Below are 25861 nucleotides of genomic sequence, written 5' to 3'. Positions count from 1 at the left end.
ATCATCGATATGCCACACCCTGAGACGCCCACGTCCCGTCCCGCCGCACCCGATCCCGGTCCGTCCTCGGCGCAGGCGGGTTTCGACCTGGTGCTGCTCGGCTCCGGGCTCGGGGTTTACACGCTCGCGCGTGCCTTCCATGAGGAGTACGGCGTGGTGGCGACGGTGATCACGAAGGTCGGGATCGAGCCGATGCGTCGCTCGGTCACCTGCGTCGTCGACGAGCTCGGCAGCTCCGCGAGCGATGAGGACCTGGTCACCGCCGCCGTGGACCTGGCGATCGAGCGCGGCGGAGTGCGCCCGCAGCTGCTGCTGGCCAATGCGGATTCGCTCGTGCAGCTGATGAGCGATCATCGCGATCAGCTGGAGCCGCACTACGTCATGCCGATCCTCGAGGCCGATGTCCTCGAGCGTCTCTCGGACAAGGCGGAATTCGCCCGGTTGTGCACCGAGCACGGGGTGGCGACCCCGCGCACGGAGGTCATCGACCTGAGCATTCCGCGGAAGGCGGGCTGGGAGCCTCCCCGCACCGATCTGCCCTTCCCGGTGGTCATGAAAGCGGCCCGCACCGCGGACATGGCCGGGGTGCGCTTCGCGGGCAAGAAGAAGGTGTGGTTCCTCGAGGACCCCGAGGAGCTCGCCGCGCTGCTCCGCTCGATCGCCGCGGCCGGCTACACCGGACGTCTGATCGTCCAGGAGCTGATCCCCGGTGACGACACCGCCGAGGGCTCGATCACCGCCTACACCGACGCCGCGGGTCGGGTGACGCTGCTGTGCTCGGCCCGGGTGCTGCTGGGCGAGCACACGCCCGATGCGCTGGGCCGACCGGCCGCGATGATCACCACCCCCTTCGACGACGCGCTGGAGCAGGCGCGGGCCCTGCTCGAGGCGACCGGCTACCGGGGCTACGCGAACTTCGACGTCAAGCGCGACCCTCGCGACGGGACCTGGAAGTTCTTCGAGGTCAATCCCCGTATCGGTCGCAACAACTTCTATGTCTCCAGCGCTGGGGCGAACGTCTCCCGCTTCGTGGTGGCCGATGCCATCGAGCACCGCCGGATCGAGCCGGTCACGCAGTTCGACGAGATCCTCTACTCGCTGGTCCCGATGCCGCTGCTGAGGCGCTACCTGCGCGACCCCCCGCTGAAGCGCTGGGTGGCCACCGTGGCGCGGCGCGGGGTCCGCAACCCGTGGACCTACCCGGCGGACGGCGGCTGGGCGCGCCGCTACGCGCGGATCGTCGGGCTGAACCATGTGCGCAAGTTCCTGCGCCACTATCCACGGCCGACCGACTCGGGGTTCTGAGCCCCCCGACCCGCGCCCCGCTGCGCTGAGCCGGTTCAGCGGAAGAGCTCGGTCAGCTCCTTGCCGGCCCGGCCCACGGTGATGCGGGCGAGCTCGGTGAGCGAGTCGACCAGCCGCCGGTCGCCGCGGTACCCGTGCTGGTCGTACACCACCGAGAGCTCGGTGCAGCCGAGCACGGCGACACCCGCACCGCAGGCCAGCACTCGTTCGATGCAGGACTCGAAGAGGTCCAGGTCCACCGGCACCCCGGCCTTGACCTGGGCGTAGATGAGGTGATTGATGTCCTCCTGCACAGCACGGTCGGGCACCAGCGGCGTGCCACCCCGGGCGAGGATCTGATCCTGGTACACCCCGGCGTGGATGTTGCCCTCGGTCGCGAAGACGGCGATGGGGGCCCCGTCCGCGACCTCGACAGCGGCGCGCGAGGTGGTCTCGACGATGCTCAGCAGCGGGATGTCGGTGGCCGCCTCGACCTGGCGCGCGTAGTGGTGAGCGGTGTTGCAGGGCAGGACGAGCAGGTCCACGCCGGCGCGCTGGAGCATCACCGCGTCACGGACGATCACCGGGCCGGGATCGGGGGCGCCGGGCTCGAGTATCCCTGCTGTCCGGTCCGGGGTGGTGGAGTGCTGGGAGACCAGCAGGTCCAGATGCTCCTGGTCGCTGCCGGCCACCGTGGCGCGGATCAGCATGTCCAGGAACACGGAGGTCGCCGCCGGTCCGAGCCCGCCGAGGACGCCGACCACCGGGCGGGACCAGTCCGCGGGGTCGAGCCGGCCGCCGGAGTCCTTCCCTGCCGCTCCCGGCGCCGTCTCGATCACGCCTGTTCCTCCGCTGCCGCCCCGGAGCGGCGGCGGAGCAGACGGCTGAGCCGGTCACCGCCCTCGGGCCGGTAGTAGCGCTGGAACTTCAGCACCGAGTTCAGCCCCGCGGCCAGGACGTATCGCCGCCGGGAGAGGGAGGCATCCACACCGGGGTAGTGCAGGGGATTGCCCACCCGGCCGCCCCGCAGCGCCCGGCGCAGCCGATCCCTGGCCTCGGGCAGGGTGGTGTACCGCTTGACCAGGGAGAGCGGGACGACGGTGTAGAGCACCTCGGGCTGGTCCTGGACGATGCCGTCCTCTCCGATCCCGGAGCCCGGCCCCTGCTCGGGCAGCGCGCCGCGCAGGTGCTCGTCGACATACCAGATGACGGGATTGTGCCCGCCGGCGGTGACGTAGTAGTTGGAGCGTCCCAGGCGGGGATTGAGCTCGAAGAACTTGGTGCGGCCGTCGCGGCGGTCGTGCTTGAGGTCGAAGTTCGCGTAGCCGGTCCAGCCGAGCCGCTCGCACAGGCGCTGCGCCTGGGCGACCATCTCCCGATCCACCCCGGTGATGATCGCCGCGGGATTCCCGATCGCGCCCGGCGCATGCTCTTCGAGCAGCGTGTGGCCGTAGGAGGCGAAGCGGACCCGCGAATCCGCATCGCAGTAGACGGTGAGGATCCGCATGTACTGGTCATCACCCGGGATGCGGTCCTGGACGATGATCGACTCGCGGTATCCGGCGCGGCGGATGGTGCTCAGCAGAGCATGCAGCTCCTCGGGCGACTCGACGGTGTGGACCTTGTTCTTGCCCGGGAACTCGATGCGCTTCCACTCGGAGACCTCGGCCGGCTTGGCGATCACCGGGAACTCGAAGGGCACCTCGAGATCGGCCGGGATCTCCTCGGCGAGATCGACCACCAGTGTGCCCGGATGATCCACACCGAGGTCCTGGCAGAGCCGGGTGAAGTTCTGCTTCTCGGTGGCCGCCGCGAAGGTGGCCAGGTCGACGTACGGCGTGATGTAGCGGGGATCCAGGCCGATCTCGTCGCGGATCCGGATGATGGGCTTCACCGTCGCATCGGCCGAGCCGAGCAGCAGCAGGGGGCGGCCCGGATGCGCATCGGCGACCTCCTGCAGCACCGGAGCCAGCGACTCGGGATCGAACGGGTCCTGGCAGCGCACGTTGTCGATGAGGGAGGAGGTCCCCACCACCCAGCCCGCCAGACGGGAGATGACCACGGTGCGGATCCCGTACGCCTCGTGGAAGGCCCGTGCGAGGGAGTAGGCACCGATGTCTCCGCCGACGACGACGGGCGTGAATTCGACGGCGGACGCGTCGGAGGCGTTCTCTGGCATGTCGGCCAGTCTAACGACGACCCTGCTCGCGCCTCCTCGACACACTCCGAAGGGGTGCCTACGCTGGAGGGATGGATCACACGTCCCCTGAGACCTCATCGTTCGTCCTCATCTCGAGCGCCACGCCCCCAGGCGAGGAGGTGGCTCCCCAGCAGCTGGTGGAGGCGCTCGGCGGGGAGAACCTCTCCCCCGATCTCCGCTGGTCGGGAGCCCCGGAGGGCACCCGCTCCTTCGCTGTGACCTGCTATGACCCCGACGCCCCTACGGGATCCGGGTTCTGGCACTGGGTGGCCTGGGACATCCCCGCTGCGACCACGTCGCTGCCGCTCGGGGTGGCTCGGGACGATGCGTCCCTCCTCCAGGCGCGGAACGACTTCGGCAACCCCGGCTACGACGGGCCCGAGCCGCCGGCCGGCCCCCCGCACCGCTACCAGTTCTCGGTGCATGCCCTGCCGGTCCCGACGCTCGGGGTCAGTGCGGACTCACCGCATATCGCGGCCCGCTTCGCGATCTTCTCCCAGCAGCTGGCCTCGGCCTCGTTCACCGCGCGCTACCAGGTGATGGAGTGAAATACTAGGGGGAAACTCTCCGCGACCGGGCGGGCGTGCCACGTGTCCCGTCCTCGTCACCGATCGTAGGCTCGACTCATGGACGCCAGGACTACCCGCAGCACGCGGCGAGAGCAGAGATCAGACCATGGTCTGAGGTCTCTCATGCGCTCGGGGGACGCGAACGCTCGCACCAGGTGCGAGCCTCGAGGGGTGAACGTGAACAGGACGCCCCCCGGCCCGCCGGCGACCGCCTCCGAGCATCCGCTGCGGGTGCTGCTGACCACCGACTGGTGGGAGCCCGTCGTCAACGGCGTGGTCGCCTCCGTCCAGACCCTGCGGCGAGAGCTCCTCGCGCTGGGCTGCGATGTCCGCGTGCTGACCCTCTCGCAGGGGATCCGCGCCCGCAACGAGGACGGGGTCTACCGCATCGGCTCGGTCTCCGCGTCGATGGTGTACGACCGTGCCCGCATCGGCATGCCCTCCGGTCGCCGCGTGCTGCGCGACATCCTGCAGTGGCGGCCCGATGTCGTCCACTCCCAGGCCGAGTTCTCCACCTTCATGTGGGCCCGCCGCATCGCCCGCACCCTCTCGGTGCCGCTGGTGCACACGTACCACACCATCTACGAGGACTACACGCACTACTACTCGCCCAGCCGCACCATGGGTCGCAAGGTCGTGGAGACCTTCTCCCGCCGCGTGCTCTCGAGGACCGATGCCGTGATCGCGCCGACGACCAAGGTCGCCCGCCTCCTCGCCGGTTACGGGGTGCACCGTCCGCTGCATGTGATCCCCACCGGGCTGGATCTGGACCGGTTCCGTCCCGCCCGCAACGAGCAGGAGCATGCCGACGCCCTCGCGCTGCGGGCCGCGCTCGACATCGGGCCGCAGCAGCGGGTGCTGCTGTCCGTCTCGCGGCTGGCCAAGGAGAAGAACCTCGACGAGGTGCTCGAGATGGTGGCCGTCGCGGACCGCGCCGACGCCGTGCTGGTCCTGGTCGGTGAGGGACCGTACCGGGCCGAGCTCGAGGCCCGCGCCAGGGCTCTCGGCATCGCCGAGCGGGTCCGGTTCACGGGCGTGGTCGATCCGGCCGACATCCCGCGCTGGTACCGCATGGGCGACGTGTTCGTCGGCGCCTCCCTCAGCGAGACCCAGGGGCTGACCTTCATCGAGGCGATGGCCAGCGGCCTGCCGCTGCTGTGCCGTCGCGACCCCTCGCTGGCGAGTGTCGTGGTCGAGGACGTCACCGGCTGGCAGTTCGAGGGCCCCGGCCAGTTCACCTCACGCCTGCACTCGCTGCTGGATGACCCGCGCCGTCGCGAGCAGATGGCCCGGGCGGCCCTCGAACGCGCCCGGACCACCTGCGATGCGCAGGAGTTCGGTCGCAGCGTGCTGGACGTCTACCAGCAGGCCCGGCAGCGCCGTGCGCCGCTGCTGGCCCGGCGCGAGGCGGTGCCGGCATGAGCACCTCCACGGGGTCGATCCCGCGCCTGGACTCCCTGCCCCGACCGGCACGACGACGCAGCGCCCGGCCCAGGGCGGGGCATCGGCACCGGCCCGCCGCGATCCGCTGCGCCTGGCCGCGCGGCTGTCGCCGCTGCTCGGGCTCGGTCTCAGCATCGCCCTGGTGTGGTGGGGGCTGGAGACCGGGGTGCTGCAGTCGCTCGAGAACCTGCAGGCGTTCATCGACTCCCTCGGTGCCTGGGGCCCGGTCGCGTTCCTGATCGCCTCCGCCGCCTCCGTGGTCTTCCCGATCGTGCCCGCCGGCCTGCTGGTGCTCGCCGGTCCGGTGCTGTTCGGCCCGATCGAGGGGACTTTGTACAACTATGTCGCGGTCAGCGCCGGCTCCCTGCTGAACTTCGCCATCGCCCGGCATGTGGGGCTGACGCTCATCGAGCGGATCTTCCGTCCCCGCACGGTCGAGAAGTTCCTGGGCTGGACCCGCAGCGACCATTTCACGCGGGCGTTCGCGCTCGCGATCGCCCTGCCGATCGCCCCGGACGACCTGCTCTGCTATATCGCCGGCACCACCCGGATGCGGTGGCGCACCTATGTCCTGATCATCCTGCTGTGCAAGCCGTGGGCCCTGATCGCCTACGGGCTCGGCATCAGTGCCCTCGTGCTGCGCTTCCTGCCCTGGTGAACGGATCCCTGTCATGCTCCTGAAGTCCCGCTCACGCCGGCGCATCGCCTCCTCTCGCCAGCTCGCCCACCGCAAGGGATCCGACGACGGGCCACTGCGCGTGCTGCTGCCGGGAGGCCTCGCCTCCCTCGCCCGCGAATCGGGGATCGGCGCGGCGATCCGTCACCAGGAATCGGCGGTGCGGTCGCTGGGCCACGAGGTGGTCACCTCTCCGCTGCGGCCCTTCGACGTGGTCCACCTGAACACCCCCTTCCCGGACACGCTGCTGCTGGCCGGGTGGGCGCGGCTGCGTCGACGACCGGTGCTGGTGTGGGCGCATTCCACCGAGGACGACTTCCGCGACTCCTTCCCCGGATCCAATCGGCTGGCCCCGCTGTTCCGGCGCTGGATCGCACTCCTGTACCGGTGCGGGGACACCGTGGTCACGCCGAGCGAATACTCCAAGCAGCTGATCTCCGCCCCGAAGTACGGGCTGCGGGCATCGATCCGGGTGCTCTCCAACGGGGTCGACACCGGCTTCTTCCGCGCGGACGCGACGGCCCGCGGGCGACTGCGGTCCTCCCTCGGCCTGGCACCGGATGCTCCGGTGGTGATCAGCGTCGGGATGCAGCTGCGGCGCAAGGGGATCCTGGACTGGGTGGAAGTGGCCCGCCGGATGCCGCATGTCACCTTCGTCTGGTACGGCCGCACCGACCCGCGGCTGCTGACGACCGAGGTTCAGCGCGCTCTGGCCGGCGCCCCCGCGAACGCTCTGTTCCCCGGGTATATGCAGGCCGCGCAGCTGCGGGACGCCTACTGCGGTGCAGATGCCTTCTGCTTCCTCACCAAGGAGGAGACCGAGGGGATCGTGCTGTGGGAGGCGCTCGCCTGCGAGGTCCCCACGCTGGTGCGCGGGATCCCGCTGTATCGCGAGGCGATGCCCGACGGGGTGCTCACCCACCAGGTCACCGGGGACGGGCCCGAGTTCGCGGGCCAGGTCGTCGGAAAGCTCCAGGCGCAGCTCGACGGTGAGCTCGCGGACCTCACCGCAGCGGGCCGCCACGCTGCGGAGGGCGTCGACCTCGACCAGGTCGCCCTGCAGCTGCAGGAGATCTACCGCCTCGCCGGGGTGCGTCCGGCCCCGCCGGCGCGCCCCGTCACGAACGGCGCGTAGGCCTCCATACCACCAACGCATTGCTGCTGCCGCGGCGCCGGGGGCGCTCCCCGCGGCGCAGGGCGCTGATCTCCCCGTCCCGATCGGCGGAGAACACGCGCCGCTGAGCCGGCGTCATCGTCTCCAGCCTGTCGCGGACCCGGCCGAGCTGGTCCTGCAGCGTGGAGACCTCGTCCTGCAGCTCGAGGATCCGCTTGATCCCGGCGAGGTTGATGCCGTCCTCCTGGGAGAGGCCCTGGATCTCCCGCAGGCGCGCGATGTCGCGGGTGCTGTACCGGCGGCCGCGGCCACGGGTGCGCTGCGGGATCACCAGCCCCAGCCGGTCGTACTGGCGCAGGGTCTGGGGGTGCATGCCGGAGAGCTCCGCCGCCACCGAGATCACGAACACGGGGGCCCGGTCGTCCAAGCGGTGCGAGCTGTGCATCGGGGTGCTCCTCTCAGGGATCCGGTGGCGGCGGTCGGGTGGAGGCTCAGTGGAGGGGTCTCAGCGAGCGGCGGCCTCGGCGAGTCCGGTCCGCGGATCCTCCTCGGCCAACGCCGTCCGCAGGTCCTCGACGGCCTGCTTGGCCGCGCCCTCCACATGGGTGGGGACGGCGACCTGCACCGTGACGTGGAGGTCACCGGTGGATTTCTTGGTCACCAGGCCCTTGCCGCGCACCCTCAGGGTACGACCGGACGGGGTGCCCGGCGGGACCTTCACCGAGACCGTGCCGCCGTCGAGCAGCGGGACGGACAGCGTGGTGCCCAGCACCGCCTCGTCGAAGCTGATCGGCACGGTGATCTTCAAGTTCTTGCCGTCGGCGCTCCACACCGGGTGCTCCTCGACCTCCAGGGTCAACAGCAGGTCGCCGGCGGGGGCGCCACCGGGACCGGGTCGTCCCTTGCCGCGCAGGCGGATCTTCTGACCGTCGTGCACGCCGGCGGGGACGCGGGTGGTGACCGTGCGACCGTCGACGTTCAGTCGCAGATCGGTGCCCAGCGCCGCATCGCGGAAGCTGATGCGGGTGCGGGCCGAGGTGTCCGAGCCCTTCGCCGGGGTGCGGTTCGGGGAGAAACCGGCCGGGCCTCCCCGCCGAAGCCGCCGCCCTGGCCGCCGAACATCTTCAGCAGATCGTCGATGTCGGGGTTCGCACCGCCACCGCCGGGGGCGGGGCGGGCACCGGGGTGACCGCCGCCGCCGAACATCGAGGAGAAGATGTCCTCGAAGCCGGCTCCGCCGGGGCCTCCCTGGCCGGCGGAGAAGCGGGCGCCGCCCGAGCCCATCGCCCGGATGGCGTCGTACTGCTGGCGCTGCTCGTCATCGTTGAGCACCGAGTAGGCCTCGCCGATCTCCTTGAACCGCTCCTCCGCCTTGGCGTCATCGGGGTGGTGATCGGGGTGGTACTTCCGGGCCTGTGTGCGGTAGGCCTTCTTGATCTCCTGCGCGTCGGCGTCCTTGGAGACGCCGAGGACCGCGTAGAAGTCCTTGTCGAGCCAGTCCTGTCCGGACATGTGCGTCTCCTTCCGGGAGCCTCAGCTGCGGGATCGAATATATGGGGTGAAGCGGGTGCGGGGCCTGCCGGGGACCGGCAGGCCCCGCACCGAGGTGAGCGGGTCGCTCAGACGTCCGCTGTCAGGCGGGGCCGCGGGTGCCGACGCGAGCGGGTCGGAGGATCCGCTCGTTCATCGCGTAGCCGGGCTGCATGACGAGCGAGATCGTGGTGGTCTCGGCGTCCTCGGCGTCCTCGTGCATCAGTGCCTCGTGGAGGTTCGGATCGAACTCCTCCCCGACGGCGCCGAAGCGCTTCAGGCCGTGCGAGCCGAGCACCTCCTCGAGCTTCTGCGAGATGGCGTGGAACGGGGTGCCCTCGGCGATGTCGCCGTGCTGGCGGCCCAGCTCCACGTCGTCCAGGACCCCGATCAGCGAGCCGAGGACGCCGGCGACCGCCGCTTCCTTGCTCACCTGGGCGGCGCCCTCGATCCGGCGGCGCGAGTTGACGTACTCGGCCTGATCGCGCTTGAGCTGCTCGGTGAGCTCGGTGACCTTGCCCTCGAGCTCGGCGACCCGTCCGGCATCGGCCGGGAGCGAGGTGTCCTCCCCGCTCTGGGCCGCCTGCTCGAACAGCTCCGCCGCCTCGGCGTCGAAGGGGTCGACCGGTTCGCCGGCCCCCTGGCCCTCGGCTGCGGGGGTGGCCCCGGAGGGGCGGACGGTGCCGTCCTCCGGGTTCACCTTGCGCTTGTCGGTGAAGGAGAACCTGGGCTCGTCCTCGGGACGCTGCGCGTCATCGGGAGTGCTCGGGTCCTCGGTCATCACTTCTGCTCCTCGTCCTCGTCCACGATCTCGGCGTCGACCACGTCGTCATCATCGGACGCATCGGCCGGCTGCTCGGCGCCGCCCTCAGCACCCTCGGCACCCTCAGCGCCCTCGGCCTGCGAGTAGATCGCGGTGCCGACAGCCTGCAGGGCCTCGTTGAGCGAGTCGCGCTTGGCCTCGAGGTCCTCGGTCGAGGCGTCCTCCTTGGCCAGCTCCTCCTTGGCCTCCTTGATCGCGTCCTCGGCCTTGGTCTTGTCGCCGTCCTCGATCTTCTCCGCGTTGTCCTTGAGCAGCTTCTCGCCCTGGTAGACGAGCTGCTCGACGGTGTTGCGGGCATCGGCGTTCTTACGACGCTCCTCATCCTCGGCGGCGTGGGCCTCGGCGTCCTTCACCATGCGGTCGATGTCCTCGTCGGACAGGGCCGAACCGCCGGTGATCTGGATGGACTGCTCGTTGCCGGTGCCGCGGTCCTTCGCGGTCACATGCACGATGCCGTTGGAATCGATGTCGAAGGTGACCTCGACCTGCGGCATGCCGCGCGGGGCCGGAGCGATGCCGGTGAGCTCGAAGGTGCCGAGCATCTTGTTGTCCCGGGTGAACTGACGCTCGCCCTGGAACACCTGGATCGCCACGGAGGGCTGGTTGTCCTCGGCGGTGGAGAACACCTCGGAGGTCTTGGTGGGGATGGCGGCGTTCCGCTCGATGAGCTTGGTCATCACGCCGCCCTTGGTCTCGATGCCGAGGGAGAGCGGGGTGACGTCCATGAGCAGGACGTCCTTGCGCTCACCCTTGATGACCGCGGCCTGAAGGGCAGCGCCGACGGCGACGACCTCGTCCGGGTTCACGGACTTGTTGGGCTCCTTGCCACCGGTGAGGGACTTCACGACCTCGGTGACCGACGGCATGCGGGTGGAACCGCCGACGAGGACCACGTGGTCGATGTCGGAGACGGAGATGCCCGCATCCTTGATGACCTGGTGGAACGGGGCCTTGGTGCGCTCGAGCAGGTCAGAGGTCATGTCCTCGAACTGGGCCCGGGTGAGCTTCTCGTCCAGGTGCAGCGGACCGTTCTCGGTCATCGACAGGTACTGCAGCGAGATCGAGGTGGAGGTCGAGGCGGACAGCTCCTTCTTGGCCTGCTCAGCAGCTTCCTTCAGGCGCTGCAGGGCGATCTTGTCCTTGGACAGGTCCACCCCGTCCTTGTTCTTGACCTGCGAGACCAGCCAGTCCACGACCTTCTGGTCCCAGTCGTCGCCGCCGAGGCGGTTGTCGCCGGCGGTGGCCTGGACCTGGATGGTGGAGCCCTCGTCGTCCTTGCCCACCTCGAGCAGGGAGACGTCGAAGGTGCCGCCGCCGAGGTCGAAGACCAGGATCTGCTCGTCGTCCTTGCCCTTCTCGAGGCCGTAGGCGAGCGCCGCGGCGGTGGGCTCGTTGATGATGCGCAGGACGTTCAGGCCCGCGATGGTGCCGGCGTCCTTGGTGGCCTGGCGCTCGGAGTCCGAGAAGTACGCGGGGACCGTCACGACCGCATCGGTCACGGCTTCGCCCAGGTAGGACTCGGCGTCCTTCTTGAGCTTGCCCAGGATGCGCGCGGAGATCTCCTGCGCGGTGTACTTCTTGTCGTCGATCTCCGTGCTCCAGTCGGTGCCCATGTGGCGCTTGACGGAGGCGATGGTGCGGTCGACGTTGGTGACGGCCTGGCGCTTGGCGACCTCACCGGTCAGCACCTCGCCCTGCTTGGAGAAGGCCACGACCGACGGGGTGGTGCGGGAGCCCTCGGCGTTCGCGATGACGGTGGGCTGGCCACCCTCGAGGACGGCGACGGCGGAGTTGGTGGTACCGAGGTCGATTCCGACGACACGGGACATGGGGGCCTGCCTTTCTGCGGCGGTTGCGCCGCAACGGGTTCGTGCACTGCCGGCCAGGAGGTCGGCGGCAAGACTTGAGCTGTACACACTCAAGTAGAGAACTCCGGATCGATGTTGTCAATCTGAAGACCACTGAACTTGAGTACACCCGACTCAACTCCGGACCGTCCAGGTTCATTCCCGCACACTGAGGATGTGACGGAGGGCACCTGATGTAGGTTCTCCAGCTCCGGGGAACGCCACCGGCACGCTTCCCGTCCGGATCGGGGAGGGTGGTGCGCAGCGCCTCGACCCGCCGTATGCCCTCGGGGCCGAGGGTCCTCAGCGATGCGGGCCGACCTCCTCCCGGCTCGGTGGGTGCGTGCAGCGATCGCCGCACCCTGCTGGCGCAGGACACGGAGGATCGGCGCGACGGCATGGCCCTCGGCGCACATCTCGTCGATGAGCGCGAGGATCAGCGGTTACGGGGTCGAGCTCACCGGACCACACGCAGGTTGAGCTCGGTGGTGGCCAACGCGTCCGTGAGGCAGGCCCACATGATGAAGTAGTGCTCCGGCCCCTTCGCCGTGGCGATCCCGCCCAGGTCCACGATGGCGTCCTCGGGCCAGCCCAGGTCCCGCAGCAGGGCGACCACCCGACTCTTGGCACGCGCGTCGTCACCGGAGACGAAGATGCTGCTGGGATCGAGCGCTCCCGGATCGACGAAGACCTTGCCGGCGCAGGTGTTCATCGTCTTGACGACCTTGGCGTCCGGGAACTGCTGTTGCAGTCGCTCGCCCAGGCTGGAGTCGGGATAGAGCAGATCGAAGGAGGCGGTGGCGGCGTTGGCCACGTCGATCAGGAGCTTGTCGCCGATCGCGTCCGCACCCACCTGGGCCAGCAGCTCCTCCGACGAGGCCCCCGGCGTCGCATTCACGATCACGTCGGCGCCCCGAGCCGTCTCCGCGAGGCCGGCCACTGTCAACGGCAGATCAGCCCTGGACTCCGGATGCCGCGAGCCGAGCGTGACGGTGTGCCCGGCCCGAGCGCATCCGCCCGCGAGGGCCTGCGCGACGCTGCCCGTACCCAGGATCCCGATATCCATGATGTCTCCTTGCTGCCTCACGACACTGCGCGGGACGTCCGCGCCCCGGATCCCGACGCTACGCCCGGGCGACGAGGAGGTACAGGGCGCCGCGGGCCGCCGTCTCGCAGACCGGCGCCGGATGGCGCTGCACGGATCTCCAGGGGTGCCCCCACGCCGTCGTGCTCGGGAACCACGTCGAGCGCCCCGTCGCCAGGACTGCAACCGTCTGGTGGGGATCCGCCTGTTCCAGGGTCACCTGGTGCAGGTCAGCCCTGCCCGCTTCAGGCATCGACGGCAGTTCATGTCGGTGCGCACCGTGCCCGGTTGCTCATGTCACGGCGAACGTGACCCACCTCCTGCCGCGGCCCCTCGCCACAGCCGCCGCTCATGGCTAGATTGAAGGCAGTCCCGGTACCAGCCCAGTAGGTCTTCTTCATGGCGACTCCCCCGCCGCCCCCTTGCGACACCGCCGCACACTGCCTCCGGTCCACGAGCTCACCCGATGGCAGCTGATCCGTATCACCGTGCTGCTCGGCATCATGACCGGGCTGGGACCGGCCACCGTGGACATGTACCTGCCCGCGCTGCCTCAGCTGGCGGACGAATTCCTCACCTCCACGTCGAGCGTGCAGGCCACGTTGACCGGGTCGCTGCTGGGGATGGCGGCCGGTCAGCTGGTGATCGGCCCGCTCTCGGACTCCATGGGCAGGCGCCGCCCGATGATCTTCGGAGTCAGCGTGCACGTGCTCTCCTCGCTGGCGATGATCGCCGCACCGTCGATCAGCGTGCTGATGGCGCTGCGGGTGCTGCAAGGATTCGGGGCCGCGGCCGGAGCGATCACCGCGATGGCGATCGTGCGGGACCTGTTCACCGGGCGCAGCGCCTCCACGATGTTCTCCCGGCTGGTGCTGGTGACCGGGATCGCGCCGGTGCTGGCGCCGGCGGTCGGCGGGTTCCTGATGTCCTTCACCGGTTGGCGGGGCATCTTCCTGGTGCTCGCCGCCACGTCCCTCGTGGTGGTGACGGTCTGCGCCGTGGCGCTGCCGGAGACGCTGCCGACGCACGCCCGCATCCCCGCCCGGCCGCGTGCGATGGCCCGCACCATCGGCACGCTGCTGCGCGACCGGATCTACATCGGCGCACTGCTGACCCAGGCGCTGATGTTCTCCGCCTCGTTCTCCTACGTCTCCGGGATGTCCTTCATCCTGCAGGACGGCTACGGCCTGAGCGCCGGCGAGTTCGGCTATCTGTTCTCCGCCGGCACGTTCGGGATGATCGTGATGAGCCAGATGAACCCGGTCCTGCTGCGCTGGCTGACCACCGGCCAGGTGCTCATTCTCGGGCTGGCCGGGGTGACCAGCTCCGGGGTGGTGATGACCGCGTTGACCGCCTCGGGCTTCGGAGGGATGTGGGGGCTGCTGCTCCCGGTGTGGGGCGCACTGGCCTGCCAGCAGCTGATCATCCCGAACAGTCAGACGATCGCGCTGTCTGGCCACGGCGAGCGCAGCGGTACGGCCGCCGCGTTCCTCACTGCCAGCATGAGCCTGGCCGGTGCCCTCGCCGCACCGTTGCTCGGCGTCGTCGGCACGACGGCGATCGCCCTGTCGGTGGTGATGCTCACCTTCTACGTCCTCTCGGCGACGGCGACCGCCACGCTGATCCGCCGGTCCGGGATCCGGGCCAGCGGCGTGACCGGCGCGGACTCGGCGACCTAGCCGACGGGCCGAGTTCTGCGGGGCGGCGCGACGGGAACCTCCCGGGCATAGGGTTCTCCCGTGGCACCTCTTCACAGCACCGACTCTCCCGGCAAGGCCGCCACCCCCGTCGCTCGGGACGCACTCGCCTTCGTGCGGATCGGCGGTCCTGAAGCCGTCGCCTTCTTCCGCGCGGCGGATCAGGCGGGAGCCGCCGAGGCCCTGCTGCGCTTCTCCGCGACCCCGGCGAGCGAGCAGGACGACGCGGATCTGAAGCGCCGCGGGCTGGAGTGCTCCACCGCCCTGCCCGATCAGCACATTCCCGGATACGAGGCATCGGTGCGGGCCGCGATGTGGCTGCTGCGCCTCTTCTTCGCCTGCGTCCTCGGCGCGGCGGGGTGGGTGATCGTCTGGTTCTTCGCCGGGGATCCGAACCGCGCTCCGCTCCTCCTGCCGCCCGAGGTCGTCTTCCTCCCCGACGAGGAGATCCTGCTGCTCGCCCCGATCGCCTTGATCGCGGTGTACGTCCCGGCTCATCTGGCGGTGCTCTGGAGGGAGCGGACCACGACGCGGGCGGTGCTGCGATGGGCGGCCGACGATCCCGCGAGCAGGCAGCTCGGCATTCCTGCGAAGTCCCCGTTCGCCGAGATCATGATCAGCTGGGAGCTGCTGAAATTCTGTGCGTTCAACGTACTGATGATGGACATGTTCCTGACGGTCTTCCTCTTCGCCATCCGGGAGTCGAGCGAGTCCTACGGTCTCTTCCTCGCCCCCGTCGTCTGCGCACTGCCGATCCTCGCCACCCATCTGGTCAGCAGCGCCCGGTCACGTGTCGCCCAGCGCCGCCACGTGCTGCTCGCCGACAGGCTCTTCCGGGTGTCCAGCGACGAGGAGGTCGCGATGCCGTCCGCGATGGTCGTCGAGGGCCTCGAGCGCCCGACGGAGGTCGACACGGATCCCGCCTCGAGCCCCGGCATGGAGGACTTCGAGGAGCTCGTCGAAAAGGACACCGAGTGGAGGACGAGCTTCTCAGCCGGCGCGCCCTCGGCGGACCATCTCATCGATCCAGATCGGCGCGAACGGTGAGGTGCAGTTCGGTGGTGTCGGGTAGTCCTTGAGCACTTCCAGGCGCTGCCCGATCTCCCGTGCCCGCGTGCGCAGCTCGGGGTTGGTGATGCCGATCTGCGCGAGGCACTCGTTCATCGCCCACTGCAGGCGTCCCGGCGCATCCTGCATCCGCGCCTCGATGAGGTCCAGCAGCGCGGCCTGATCGATCCCCTCGGGTTTCTTCACCACCCGGTCGCTGGTCAGCGCCCAGCCGGCGCTCGCGACCACCGGGTCGGAGTCGGCGAACCATGCCTCCCGCAGCGCCTCACGGTGCGGGCTCTTCTTCACGAGGTAGCTCACCAGCCAGTCGTGGACCTTGGGGGTGCCGGCCTCGCGCAGCATCGCGTCCAGCTCCTCCTCGGCGTACTGCTTGGGGCGGGACAGGAGGATCGCGAGCAGCTTCGCGGCGGAGTCGCCTCCGTCCCACAGGACTCGAGCGAGCTCGGGCTGCGTCTTGAGCCGTTTCGCGATCCCGCGGAGCGCCGTGAGGTTCACGGCGTGGTCGTCGCCGTGCCTGGCGTTGATCTCTCGGACCCGCTCGTTCTCGAGCCCCGCGAGCTCCTCGCGGAGCGCCGTGGCGGTCGCGCCGAGGTCGGCCGGCTCCTGTGCGCTGTCGGCCATGAGGTGCCCTTCGTCGGGGAGCTGTTCCCACCGAGCCTACGACGTGGGGTGAGACATCCGTCCGGTGGCGGGGCGTGCGCGGGCGGGCACCCGGGTCGACGCTCCCCCGTCGGCCCGGACGCCCGCCCGCAGGACCCGCGCTCTCAGCCCACGCTCGCGCGCGGCGCGCCGATCCCCGGATCGATCCTCGGCACCTCCCCGCTGCCCGGGCGGATGTCGATGTCGAAGATGTCCAGCGGCAGGTACACCGTGGCGCAGGCGTTGGGGATATCGACCACGCCGGAGAACCTGCCCTCGATGGGCGCCGCCCCGAGCAGCAGGTAGGCCTGCTCCTTCGACCAGCCGAAGGTCGAGAGGTAGTCGATCGCGTGCAGGCAGGCTCGCTGGTAGGCGAGGTGCGAGTCCAGGTAGCGCTGCTCGCCGTCCAGGGTCACCGAGGTGCCGGAGAAGGACAGCCACTGGCTGTGCTGCGGCGCGGTGTTGCCGGGCATGAAGATCGCGTTCTCGGCGACGTTGTACTTCTCCATGCCTCCCTTGATGACATCGACGTGGAGATCCACGAATCCGCCCATCTCGATGCCGCCGCAGAAGGTGATCTCGCCGTCGCCCTGGGAGAAGTGGAGGTCGCCGACGGAGAAGTTCGCCCCGTCCACGAACACCGGGTAGAAGATCCGGGTGCCCTTGGTGAGGTTCTTGATGTCCTGGTTGCCGCCGTTCTCGCGCGGCGGCGCGGTGCGGGCGCCCTCGCCGGCCACCCGGTCACGGTCGGCCTCTCCGACGCCGCCGAGGATCGCACCGTGCGGCTCCGGCGGCAGAGCGAGCGGAGGCACTCGGTCCGGATCGGTCGCGATCAGCGCCGCCTCACGGGAGTTCCATGTCTTCAGCAGTTCGGGTGAGGGGGCGGTGCCCATCAGCCCGGGATGGATCATGCCGGTGAACTCGACGCCCGGGACATGTCGCGACGTGGTCCGGTCACCGCGGAAGTCCCAGACCGCCTTGTAGGCGTCGGGGAACTGGTCGGTGAGGAAGCTGCCGCCGTTGCGCTTGGCGAAGATGCCGGTGTAGCCCCAGCCCTGCCCGGACAGCGGACCGGAGTCCTCCTGTGGGATCGGGCCGACGTCCAGGATGTCGACGACCAGCAGGTCGCCAGGCTTCGCCCCCTCGATGCGGAACGGTCCCGAGAGGGTGTGGACGGTGTGCATGGGGGCGGTGGCGATGTCCTCGGCGGAGTCGTCGTTCTTGATGTAGCCGTCGAACCATTCGCGGCAGTCGACGCGGAAGACGTCGCCGGGGTTCACGCTGACGGCCGGCGGGATGTCCGGGTGCCAGCGGTTGTGACCGAGGATCTTCTGCTCGGTGAAGGGTTTCGCGGAGTCGAGGGGGAACACGTTCTGGGGCATGCTTCTCCTTCCACAGCGACGGGTCCTCTGCGCGGTCCCGTCAGGTCCGGTACCGGTCTCAGGGACGCGGCAGCCGCGCATGGCGCGGGTCCATGGTGGTGCGTGTCCCGGCGGTGCGACGGGCGCCGGGGATCCGATCGACGACGGCGGGTTCATGGGCGCTCGCCGCCGTGCTGTCCATCAGCTTCCCGGCCATGGAGCCGAGGGTGCCGAGCCGGGGTGCGCTGATCCGGCGCCGCGAGGACGCCCCGCAATGGGGGCACGTCAGGTCCCGGTCGCGGGCGCTGATCGGCACGGAGCGCTCGTACTCATGGGCGCTCTCGCAGCGGAACTCGTAGATCGGCATCCCACACTCCTTGTCGCCTGCGTCACATCTCGCGATGACGCCCACCATAGAGCGCTCGCGAACGACGCGCTGGTGATTCCGGAGAACGCCCGACGACCAGCGGCGACGGGGATACTCAAGGCATGTCAGATACTTCCTCCGCCCCCGTGTACCGCGGCACCGATTTCTATTGCGACGTCGCGATCCCGAACTCGGAAGCGCTCGACGTGGTCCATGAGGACGAGCTGGTCCTCGCCTATCACCACACCCGTCCGTTCTGGCAGGTCCACCTGGTGGCGGTGCCGAAGCGGCACATCGCCTCGCTGACTGCGGCCGGGCCGGAGGACGAGGCCGACCTGCGGGCGCTGCTGCAGGTGGTGACCGACGTGGCGCGGAGAGTGGAGCGGGAGCACGGCGCCGCCGCGGTGCTCACGAACCTCGGCGCATACCAGGATTCGAAGCACCTGCACATCCACGTGCACTCCGGGCCCCAGCGCTGAGCCGCACGGCCCGGCTCACAGGGGCAGCTTGAACCCTACATGGCTCGGCGCATAGCCGAGTCGTTCGTAGAAGCGGTGCGCGTCGGCGCGTACGGCATCGGTGGTGAGCTGGGCGAGTGCGGCTCCCTGTGCCCTGCCCCAATCGTGGGCCCAGGCGAACAGCGCCGTCCCGAGGCCGCTGCCACGAGTGGACTCCGCGACCCGCACGGCTTCGAGCTGGAGCCGGGTGGCGCCGCCGCGGGAGAGGGAGGGGATCAGCGTGAGCTGCATCGTCGCGACCATCGCACCGCCCTCGTCCCGGACCACCAGCAGCAGCTGGTGCGGATCGCGAGAGATCCGGTCGAAGGCCCGCTCGTAGGGCGCGAGGTCGGTGCCCTCACGCTCCCGGCCCAGCATGTCGTCAGCCAGCAGCGCGACCAGCTCCGGCAGCTCGGCGAGGTCGGCACGGCGAAGGGCGAAACGTCGGCCGGAGAGTTCGAGGGTGTCCATGGGCCTCATTGTCCCCGGTGACGGGGATGGCCACCGGCTCCGAGACCGCGCTCGTCGCGCACAATGACCTCATGGCCTCCGACGACTCCCTCCCCGGCGCGCAGCGCAGCGCCCAGCTGAGCTTCTCCGACCAGCCCGCCTGGATCGTGAAGGACGAGGTGTGCGGAGGGTGGGTGCTGCAGATCGGCGGGGTCGAGCAGTCCCATGTCGACCTCGAGGACCCCACGCATCTCGTGCATGAGTACTTGCGAAGGATGGCCAATGTGCTGGATGCGGCATGGCCGCGCCGGGAGCCGATCCGGATCGCACACCTGGGTGCGGGAGCACTCACGCTGGCGAGGTACGTGCAGGCCACCCGACCAGGATCGGCACAGCTGGTCGTCGAGATCGAGCGGGAGCTGCCTACCCTGGTCACCACCGCGCTGCCGATGCTGCAGGGCACCGACCTGGAGGTGGTGATCGGCGACGCCCGCGAGGAGCTCGCCGCGATGCAGGGTCGACGGTTCGACGCGATCGTGCTGGACGTGTTCTCCGGCGAGGAGTCCCCCGCACACCTGGCCGCGAAGGATTTCTATCTCGAAGCGCTCGCCCATCTCGAGGCCGACGGCCTGCTGCTGGTCAACGTGGGGGACGATGCCGGCCAGCGTTTCCTCGCCGCACAGGTGCGGGAGCTCGAAGATGCCGCCGCCGAGGCCGGCCTCGCCGGGGTGTGGACCCTGACGCTGGCCTCGCTGCTGACCACCCCGGCCGACGGGAACATGGTGCTGGTGGTGGGCGGCGGACTCTCCTCGCCCGAGATCGGAAAGTGGCGAGAGGCCTGGGAACAGGCCGGGCCCCACCCCGGCGCAGTGCTGGATCCGACGGAGACCGCGGAAGCCTTCCGCCGCTGAATCTGTCCACAATTTCTGCCCAACCCGTGCGCGGGCGTGTGGTTCCTGGATACCGTGACGGTGATCTGACGCACTCCTGGAAGAGTCCCCATGCTTCGACGCCTTCTCAGCGCCGCCGCCACCGGTGCCCTCCTGCTGGGCCTCGCCGCATGCGACGAGCCGATCGACGGGCCCGCCACCGCCGCTCCGCCGAGCATAGATATCGCCGGGCCGAGCGATGGCGGGGGCGATGCCGAGCCGAGCGATGGGGGCGGAGGACCGACCGACGAGCCCACGGCCGAAGCGCCCGACATCCCCGCGCCCGACCCGGCGGACTTTGCCGGGATGGATGAGCACACGCCAGAGGGCGCGGAGCAGGCGTTTAGGTACTACATCGCCGTGTCCATGTGGGCGCACCAAACCGGCAACACGACGATTTTAACAAACTTGCAGGGCGAGTCTTGCGGGGGCTGCGCTTTCCTTAACGAGGACATTGCGCAAGTGGAGGCTTCCGGAATCTATTGGTCAGATTTTGAAATAAATGACACAGGGACCGCCGTGCACAACTCGACCAATTACGATCACGAAATAGGCTACGTATTCACACTTTCTAATCACTCTCGACCGAACGAGAACTACACTGGCAGCATTAACGTAGAATCGATAGAGTACGTTGCCATCGGCGGCATGGACTGGAATGGTAACCAGTGGATCACAAGCGGAATGACTGTTGAATGGGGGGATGATGTCCATTCAGACTAGTCGACTTGCGTTCACCAAAAAATTAGCCGCAACACTCCTTCTCCTCGTCGCACTTCACTCCCTCTTCCCCCTCGCGAGCTTCGCCGAGATGAGACTTGAAACTGGGGACAAAGTCGGGGTCTCGGAAACGCCCGTGGACGCCAGTACCAACAGTGACGGCATAAATACTAAAAAGTCTGAAGTTCTAAGTCCCGACAAAACGTCCACAGTCACACCCGGAAGCAGCGAGGCACACGAAACGGCAGCCTCCTCGCCCTCCCCACCCCGCTACACCTACGTCTGGGCCCCGGTCTCGGAGTTCTCCGGCTGCGGCGCCAGCCTCGGCGGCGGGTCGTGGTCCTGCACCCCGCACCCCGATTCCTGTGAGGCAGGCAGCGGCAGCACGGTTGCCGGCACCGGTGACGTGCTGGAGGTCGGCGCCGTCTCCAACGCGCCGGTGGAAGGCGTCACCCAGCGCGGCACCCGCATCGACCGTGAGGGCGGCGAACCCGTCGACCTCGGCGTCCGCTGCGCTCTGCCCGGCACGCCCGAATACGAGGAAGCGCCACCCGTCGTCATCACCGTGACACGCGAGGACTTCGCCCGCCTCCCCGTCAAACCGCTCCAGGCCCACGCCGGCCCACCCGAGGGCTGGCTGCCGGTGAACATGGTCAACGTCCTGCACACCGATCCCAGCACCCAGCTGCTGAACACGGAGCTGCTCGACACTCCTGTCGCGATCCGCGCCACCCCGATCTCCTACCACTGGGACCTCGGCGACGGGAACACCATCACCACCACCAACCCCGGCAAGCCGTTCCCCTCCGAGACCGTCTCCTCCACCTACACCCAGGAGGGCTGGTACGACATCACCCTCACCACCACCTTCTCCGGACAGTTCTCCGTGGCAGGCGGCGAATGGCAGGACATCGACGGAACCATCGAGATCATCTCCGACCCCGTCCCGGTCTACTCCAAGTCTCTTGAATCCCGCCTCGTCAACGGCGATGTCCCCGTCGATGAGGACGACGACCCCTGGATCCCCGAGCGCAGCCACGACACCGAGGGTCCCAGCGATCCCGAGGCCCGCCACCGCGAGATCTGAGACCACGCGCAGCGCACAATGCAGTCACAGGTGTATACAACGATCCTCCATCGCCGCGAAAACCCTCAGTGATCCATCCTTCAGGTCACCAGTTGTATACAGTGATGGGTATGCGTGCCAGCGATCGTGCCTACTCGAGGCTCCGCCAGGAGATCGTCGACGGCCTCCTCGAGCCCGGCACCGTGCTGGGCGAGGTCGAGCAGTCCGCACGCCTCGGCATCTCCCGCACACCCCTGCGAGAAGCGCTCGCCCGCCTGGTCGCCGACGGCCTGGCCACGACCTCCCGCGGGCGCGGTCTCGTGGTCACCGCCGTGTCCCTCGCCGAGGCCCCGCAACTCTTCGACCTCCGCATCGCACTGGAGACCCTCGCCGGGCGCCGCGCCGCCGAGCGCACCAGGAGCCCCGAAGGTGGGCCCGAGCTGCGCGACCGCTTCACCGCCCTCGCCACCCGGTTCGAGCAGGCCACGACCCAGCTCTCCGCCGGCACCGAGCCCAGCAGCTACTACGTACTGACCGCGCAGCTCGATGCGGAGCTCGACGCCGCCTGCGGCAACCCCTACCTCGCCGACTCGCTGCGCGGACTGCGCCTGCACCTGGGCCGGCTGCGTCGCCTGGCCCGCAACTCCCCCGGGCGCCTCGCCGCCTCCGCTCGGGAGCACGCTGCGATCTCGCGCGCCATCGCGACCGGCGACCCCGAACTCGCCGCCGCCGCCACGATCGTCCACCTCCACCAGGCCCTCGCCCATCTGCAGAGCGAGGACGCCGACCACCCGAGACCATCCCCGATCACCCAGGAGTCCGCACCATGAGAGGCCACGACGTCCGCGTCCACCGCTCCGACGAGAACCTGCCCCACGAGGGCCAGCTGGCCTGGAAGATGGCCGAGGTCGCCGTCGACCCCGTCGAGGTCGACAGCGATGTCGAGGAGATGATCATCAACCGGATCATCGACAACGCCTCCGTCGCGATCGCCTCGTTGAACCGCGATCCGATCATCTCGGCCCGCGCGCAGGCGCTCAGCCATCCGGTCTCCACCGGAGGGTCCGGGGCCGGCGTGTTCGGCGTCCCCCAGCACACCTCCCCCGAATGGGCGGCCTGGGCCAACGGCGTGGCCGTGCGCGAGCTGGATTACCACGACACCTTCCTCGCCGCGGACTACTCCCACCCCGGGGACAACATCCCCCGATCCTCGCGGTCGCCGAGCACACGCGCCGCTCCGGTCACGACCTGATCCGCGGCCTCGCCACCGGGTACGAGCTGCAGGTGGACCTGGTGCGGGCGATCTGCCTGCACGAGCACAAGATCGACCACGTCGCCCATCTCGGCCCGTCGGCCGCCGCCGGGATCGGCACCCTGCTGGGGCTGGACACCGAGACGGTGTTCCAGGCGATCGGCCAGGCCCTGCACACCACCACCGCCACCCGTCAGTCCCGCAAGGGAGAGATCTCCACCTGGAAGGCCCACGCCCCCGCCTTCGCCGGGAAGCTGGCCGTCGAGGCCGCGGACCGGGCTATGCGCGGCCAGACCTCCCCGGTGCCGATCTACGAGGGAGAGGACGGCGTGATCGCCTGGCTGCTCGACGGCCCGGATGCCCGCTACACGGTCCCACTGCCGGAGACCGGCCAGTCCAAGCGCTCCATCCTGGACACCTACACCAAGGAGCACTCCGCCGAGTACCAGGCACAGGCCTGGATCGATCTGGCCCGCAAGCTCCACACCGAGCATCCCGAGTCCACAGACCCGGACCAGGTCGCCTCGATCCTGATCCGCACCTCGCACCACACCCACTATGTGATCGGCTCCGGCGCGAACGACCCGCAGAAGTACGACCCGACGGCCTCGCGGGAGACCCTCGACCACTCGATCCCGTACATCTTCACCGTCGCCCTGCAGGACGGCTCCTGGCATCACGCGAGCTCCTACGCCCCCGAGCGCGCGGCCCGCCCCGACACCGTCGCGCTGTGGCACAAGGTGACCACCGAGGAGGACCCGGAGTGGACCCGGCGCTACCACTCCCTGGATCTGACCGAGAAGGCCTTCGGCGGCACCGTGATCATCACCCTGCGGGATGGCACCGTGATCGAGGACAGCATCGCCGTGGCCGACGCCCACCCGCTCGGCGCCCGACCCTTCGGTCGGGAGCAGTACGTGCACAAGTTCCGCTCCCTCGCCGACGGGCTGGTGGAGGCGGCCGAGATCGACCGCTTCCTCGAGACCGCTGCGCAGCTCGCACAGCTGCCGGCTGGGGAGCTGGGCAGGCTGAACATCCAGGCCGCCCCCGGCGTGATCGACCTGTCGGCCGGACCGAAGGGACTGTTCTGATGCTGTCGAGCACGCGGGCCCCGGCCCAGAAGCGGCAGGACCTGCGCGCCATGCTCACCCCCGGGGCGGCGCAGCCGTTCCCCGGCGCCTTCACCCCGCTGTCGGCGAAGCTCATCCAGGAGAAGGGTTTTCCCGGGGTGTACATCTCCGGCGCGGTGATCGCGAACGAGCTGGGCCTGCCGGATGTCGGTCTGACCACCCTCAGCGAGGTCGCCGAGCGCGGTGCCCAGATCGCCCGCGCCACCGATCTGCCGTGCCTGATCGATGCCGATACCGGCTTCGGGGAGCCGATGAACGTGGCCCGCACGATCCAGGAGCTGGAAGATGCGGGACTGGCCGGCTGCCACATCGAGGACCAGGTCAACCCCAAGCGCTGCGGCCACCTCGACGGGAAGACCATGGTGGATCTGCCCACCGCCACCCAGCGCATCCGCGCCGCGGCCGACGGTCGGCGGGATGCGGACTTCCTGGTCATGGCCCGCACCGACCTGCGCGGCACCGACGGACTGGACGCCGCCATCGATCGGATGAAGGCACTGGTCGATGCTGGGGCCGATGCGATCTTCCCCGAAGCCCTGCGGGATCTCTCGGAGTTCGAGCAGGTGTGCGCGGCGCTCGAGGTGCCGGTGCTGGCGAACATGACCGAGTTCGGGAAATCCGCGCTGTTCACCCGGGAGCAGCTCGGCGAGGCCGGGGTCGCGATGGTCATCTATCCCGTCACCCTGCTGCGCAGCGCCATGGGCGCGGCCGAGCGCGTCCTGGACACGATCGCGGCCGAGGGCACCCAGGAGCCGCGGGTCCCCGAGATGCTCACGCGTGCGCGGCTGTACGAACTGGTGGAGTATGAGTCCTACAACCGCTTCGACAGCTCGGTCTTCGACTTCCCGGTCCCCACCGCGCACCACACCGGCCAGACACCGCCGTCCACGAAGGAGTGAGAGATGAACGCCGAGACCGCAGACGGCGCCGAGATCCGCAGGGGTCTGAACGGCGTCGTGACCGACACGACCGCCATCTCCAAGGTGAACCCGGAGACCAATTCGCTGCTCTACCGCGGATATCCGGTCCCGGACCTGGCCGCGACGCAGCCCTTCGAGGCGGTCGCCCATCTGCTGTGGACCGGGGAGCTGCCCGACGCCGACGAGCTCGCTGAGGCGATCCGCCATGAACGCAGCCACCGTGATCTGGCACCGCAGGTGCGTGCCGCGATGGATTCGCTGCCGATCACGTGCCATCCGATGGATGCGGTGCGCACCGCGGTCTCGGTGCTCGGCGCACTGGACCCGGCAGCGCAGGATTCCTCGCCCGAGGCGGAGCTCGAGAAGGCCCGGTGCCTGTACGCGCAGCTGCCGACGGTGATCGCCTACGAGCAGCGGCGTCGCCGAGCCGGTGGGCCGACCGAGCCGATCGCGCCGCGAGAGGACCTGGACTACTCCCAGAACTTCCTGTGGATGACCTTCGGCGAAGAGGCCGCTCCCGAGGTGGTCGATGCCTTCCGCATCTCGATGGTGCTGTACGCGGAGCACTCCTTCAACGCCTCGACCTTCACCGCGCGCGTCATCACCTCGACGCTGTCCGATATGCACTCCGCCGTCACCGGCGCGATCGGTGCGCTGAAGGGCCCCCTGCACGGCGGGGCGAACGAGGCCGTGATGCACACCTTCGACGAGATCGGCATCCGTCCCGAGGAGTCCGAGGCGGAGGCGAAGGCCCGGGCGAAGGCCTGGATGGAGGACGCGCTCGCCCAGAAGAAGAAGGTGATGGGCTTCGGGCACCGCGTCTACAAGCACGGCGACTCCCGGGTGCCCACGATGAAACAGGCGATGGATGCGATGATCGCCCACTTCGACCGCTCCGAGGTGCTGGGCCTGTACAACGGTCTGGAGCAGGCGATGGACGAGGCGAAGGGCATCAAGCCGAATCTCGACTATCCCGCCGGCCCCACCTACCACCTGATGGGCTTCGACACCGAGCTGTTCACCCCGCTGTTCATCGCGGCGCGGATCACGGGCTGGACCGCCCACGTGATGGAGCAGCGGGCCGCGAACGCGCTGATCCGTCCGCTGTCGGCCTACACCGGCCCGGATGAGCGGCCGGTGCCCGGCGCCTGACCCGGCGGGCTCCGGAACCCCAAGAACGAAGGATCGCAGGAGG

The 25861-nt window shown here is 69.4% G+C and carries 24 protein-coding genes and 2 pseudogenes; 15 read left to right on the top strand and 11 right to left on the bottom strand.

Going from position 1 to position 25861, the window contains the following annotated elements; all coding sequences use genetic code 11:
- The first annotated feature begins 9 nt into the window (after positions 1-9).
- A complete protein-coding gene (locus CFK39_RS14075; RefSeq protein ID WP_157697178.1) occupies positions 10-1305 on the top strand; it encodes a carboxylate--amine ligase in 1296 nt (431 codons plus the stop codon).
- A gap of 35 nt (positions 1306-1340) precedes the next feature.
- On the opposite strand, the gene CFK39_RS14070 is transcribed toward CFK39_RS14075, so the two are convergent.
- Both CFK39_RS14070 and CFK39_RS14065 read right to left on the bottom strand, forming a co-directional pair.
- Positions 1341-2123, bottom strand: a complete 783-nt coding sequence (locus CFK39_RS14070; protein WP_245822686.1) for an aspartate/glutamate racemase family protein — start codon at positions 2121-2123, stop codon at positions 1341-1343.
- Positions 2120-3463 (bottom strand): carboxylate--amine ligase, encoded by a 1344-nt coding sequence (locus CFK39_RS14065; RefSeq protein ID WP_089065985.1) that lies wholly within the window; start codon positions 3461-3463, stop codon positions 2120-2122. The genes CFK39_RS14070 and CFK39_RS14065 overlap by 4 nt, the downstream gene beginning before the upstream one ends.
- Before the next feature lie 71 nt (positions 3464-3534).
- Between CFK39_RS14065 and CFK39_RS14060 the strand changes: the two genes are divergently transcribed.
- The 4 genes from CFK39_RS14060 to CFK39_RS14045 all read left to right on the top strand — a co-directional run bounded on the left by CFK39_RS14060 (position 3535) and on the right by CFK39_RS14045 (position 7307).
- Positions 3535-4032 carry a YbhB/YbcL family Raf kinase inhibitor-like protein gene (locus CFK39_RS14060; RefSeq protein ID WP_089065984.1) on the top strand — a complete coding sequence of 166 codons (498 nt, stop codon included), beginning with the start codon at positions 3535-3537 and terminating at the stop codon, positions 4030-4032.
- Between the two features lie 198 nt (positions 4033-4230).
- Entirely contained in the window at positions 4231-5475 is a 1245-nt protein-coding gene (locus CFK39_RS14055; protein ID WP_245822684.1) for a glycosyltransferase family 4 protein, read from the top strand.
- 187 nt (positions 5476-5662) lie between these two features.
- Entirely contained in the window at positions 5663-6154 is a 492-nt protein-coding gene (locus CFK39_RS17040; RefSeq protein ID WP_245822682.1) for a TVP38/TMEM64 family protein, read from the top strand.
- A gap of 13 nt (positions 6155-6167) precedes the next feature.
- Positions 6168-7307: a glycosyltransferase family 4 protein gene (locus CFK39_RS14045; RefSeq protein WP_089065982.1), complete on the top strand. Its 1140-nt coding sequence runs from the start codon at positions 6168-6170 to the stop codon at positions 7305-7307.
- Here the strand turns inward: CFK39_RS14045 and CFK39_RS14040 are convergent.
- The 5 genes and pseudogenes from CFK39_RS14040 to CFK39_RS14020 form a co-directional block, all read right to left on the bottom strand.
- Positions 7291-7731 (bottom strand): heat shock protein transcriptional repressor HspR, encoded by a 441-nt coding sequence (locus tag CFK39_RS14040; protein WP_089065981.1) that lies wholly within the window; start codon positions 7729-7731, stop codon positions 7291-7293. The two genes, CFK39_RS14045 and CFK39_RS14040, sit on opposite strands and share 17 nt — an antisense overlap.
- Before the next feature lie 60 nt (positions 7732-7791).
- Positions 7792-8798, bottom strand: a pseudogene (locus CFK39_RS14035) (DnaJ C-terminal domain-containing protein).
- Positions 8799-8919: 121 nt separating this feature from the next.
- Positions 8920-9597: a nucleotide exchange factor GrpE gene (locus CFK39_RS14030; protein WP_089065980.1), complete on the bottom strand. Its 678-nt coding sequence runs from the start codon at positions 9595-9597 to the stop codon at positions 8920-8922.
- Positions 9597-11468, bottom strand: coding sequence for a molecular chaperone DnaK (gene dnaK, locus CFK39_RS14025; protein WP_089065979.1), 1872 nt, complete (start codon positions 11466-11468; stop codon positions 9597-9599). Before dnaK ends, CFK39_RS14030 begins: the two co-directional genes overlap by 1 nt.
- A 475-nt stretch (positions 11469-11943) precedes the next feature.
- Complete coding sequence (locus tag CFK39_RS14020; protein ID WP_089065978.1) at positions 11944-12552, bottom strand: NADPH-dependent F420 reductase; 609 nt, start codon at positions 12550-12552, stop codon at positions 11944-11946.
- A gap of 521 nt (positions 12553-13073) precedes the next feature.
- Here CFK39_RS14020 and CFK39_RS14010 point away from each other — a divergent pair.
- The gene (locus CFK39_RS14010; protein ID WP_157697176.1) at positions 13074-14249 is read left to right on the top strand and encodes a multidrug effflux MFS transporter; all 1176 of its coding nucleotides are present in this window, start codon (positions 13074-13076) and stop codon (positions 14247-14249) included.
- A 60-nt stretch (positions 14250-14309) separates the two neighbouring features.
- On the top strand, positions 14310-15314 hold the full coding sequence (locus CFK39_RS14005) for a hypothetical protein (RefSeq protein WP_089065975.1): 1005 nt from the start codon (positions 14310-14312) through the stop codon (positions 15312-15314).
- Here the strand turns inward: CFK39_RS14005 and CFK39_RS14000 are convergent.
- The 3 genes from CFK39_RS14000 to CFK39_RS13990 form a co-directional block, all read right to left on the bottom strand.
- A complete protein-coding gene (locus CFK39_RS14000) occupies positions 15258-15956 on the bottom strand; it encodes a DNA alkylation repair protein (protein ID WP_089065974.1) in 699 nt (232 codons plus the stop codon). The two genes, CFK39_RS14005 and CFK39_RS14000, sit on opposite strands and share 57 nt — an antisense overlap.
- Positions 15957-16099: 143 nt before the next feature.
- The gene (gene fmdA / locus CFK39_RS13995; RefSeq protein ID WP_089065973.1) at positions 16100-17356 is read right to left on the bottom strand and encodes a formamidase; all 1257 of its coding nucleotides are present in this window, start codon (positions 17354-17356) and stop codon (positions 16100-16102) included.
- Between the two features lie 58 nt (positions 17357-17414).
- On the bottom strand, positions 17415-17702 hold the full coding sequence (locus tag CFK39_RS13990) for an FmdB family zinc ribbon protein (RefSeq protein WP_089065972.1): 288 nt from the start codon (positions 17700-17702) through the stop codon (positions 17415-17417).
- A 122-nt stretch (positions 17703-17824) separates the two neighbouring features.
- Between CFK39_RS13990 and CFK39_RS13985 the strand changes: the two genes are divergently transcribed.
- On the top strand, positions 17825-18181 hold the full coding sequence (locus tag CFK39_RS13985) for an HIT domain-containing protein (RefSeq protein ID WP_089065971.1): 357 nt from the start codon (positions 17825-17827) through the stop codon (positions 18179-18181).
- A gap of 15 nt (positions 18182-18196) precedes the next feature.
- Here CFK39_RS13985 and CFK39_RS13980 read toward each other — a convergent pair whose 3' ends face one another.
- Complete coding sequence (locus CFK39_RS13980; protein WP_089065970.1) at positions 18197-18670, bottom strand: GNAT family N-acetyltransferase; 474 nt, start codon at positions 18668-18670, stop codon at positions 18197-18199.
- Between the two features lie 71 nt (positions 18671-18741).
- Here CFK39_RS13980 and CFK39_RS13975 point away from each other — a divergent pair, with 71 nt between their 5' ends.
- The 7 genes and pseudogenes from CFK39_RS13975 to CFK39_RS13945 all read left to right on the top strand — a co-directional run bounded on the left by CFK39_RS13975 (position 18742) and on the right by CFK39_RS13945 (position 25818).
- Complete coding sequence (locus tag CFK39_RS13975) at positions 18742-19560, top strand: spermidine synthase (RefSeq protein WP_089066458.1); 819 nt, start codon at positions 18742-18744, stop codon at positions 19558-19560.
- Between the two features lie 90 nt (positions 19561-19650).
- Positions 19651-20301, top strand: coding sequence for a DUF6318 family protein (locus CFK39_RS13970; protein WP_089065969.1), 651 nt, complete (start codon positions 19651-19653; stop codon positions 20299-20301).
- Between the two features lie 403 nt (positions 20302-20704).
- Complete coding sequence (locus CFK39_RS16290) at positions 20705-21385, top strand: PKD domain-containing protein (RefSeq protein WP_245822680.1); 681 nt, start codon at positions 20705-20707, stop codon at positions 21383-21385.
- Between the two features lie 110 nt (positions 21386-21495).
- Positions 21496-22194: a GntR family transcriptional regulator gene (locus tag CFK39_RS13960; protein WP_089065968.1), complete on the top strand. Its 699-nt coding sequence runs from the start codon at positions 21496-21498 to the stop codon at positions 22192-22194.
- Positions 22191-23707 (top strand): annotated as a pseudogene (locus CFK39_RS13955) (MmgE/PrpD family protein). Before CFK39_RS13960 ends, CFK39_RS13955 begins: the two are co-directional and overlap by 4 nt.
- Entirely contained in the window at positions 23707-24645 is a 939-nt protein-coding gene (gene prpB / locus CFK39_RS13950) for a methylisocitrate lyase (protein ID WP_089065967.1), read from the top strand. Before CFK39_RS13955 ends, prpB begins: the two are co-directional and overlap by 1 nt.
- 3 nt (positions 24646-24648) lie before the next feature.
- Positions 24649-25818, top strand: a complete 1170-nt coding sequence (locus tag CFK39_RS13945) for a bifunctional 2-methylcitrate synthase/citrate synthase (RefSeq protein WP_089065966.1) — start codon at positions 24649-24651, stop codon at positions 25816-25818.
- Positions 25819-25861 lie beyond the last annotated feature (43 nt).

This window comes from Brachybacterium avium (genome assembly GCF_002216795.1).
Classification (GTDB): Bacteria; Actinomycetota; Actinomycetes; order Actinomycetales; family Dermabacteraceae; genus Brachybacterium; species Brachybacterium avium.
The sequence above is the reverse complement of the archived record's forward strand: the minus strand, read 5'-3'. Positions and strand labels throughout refer to the sequence as shown.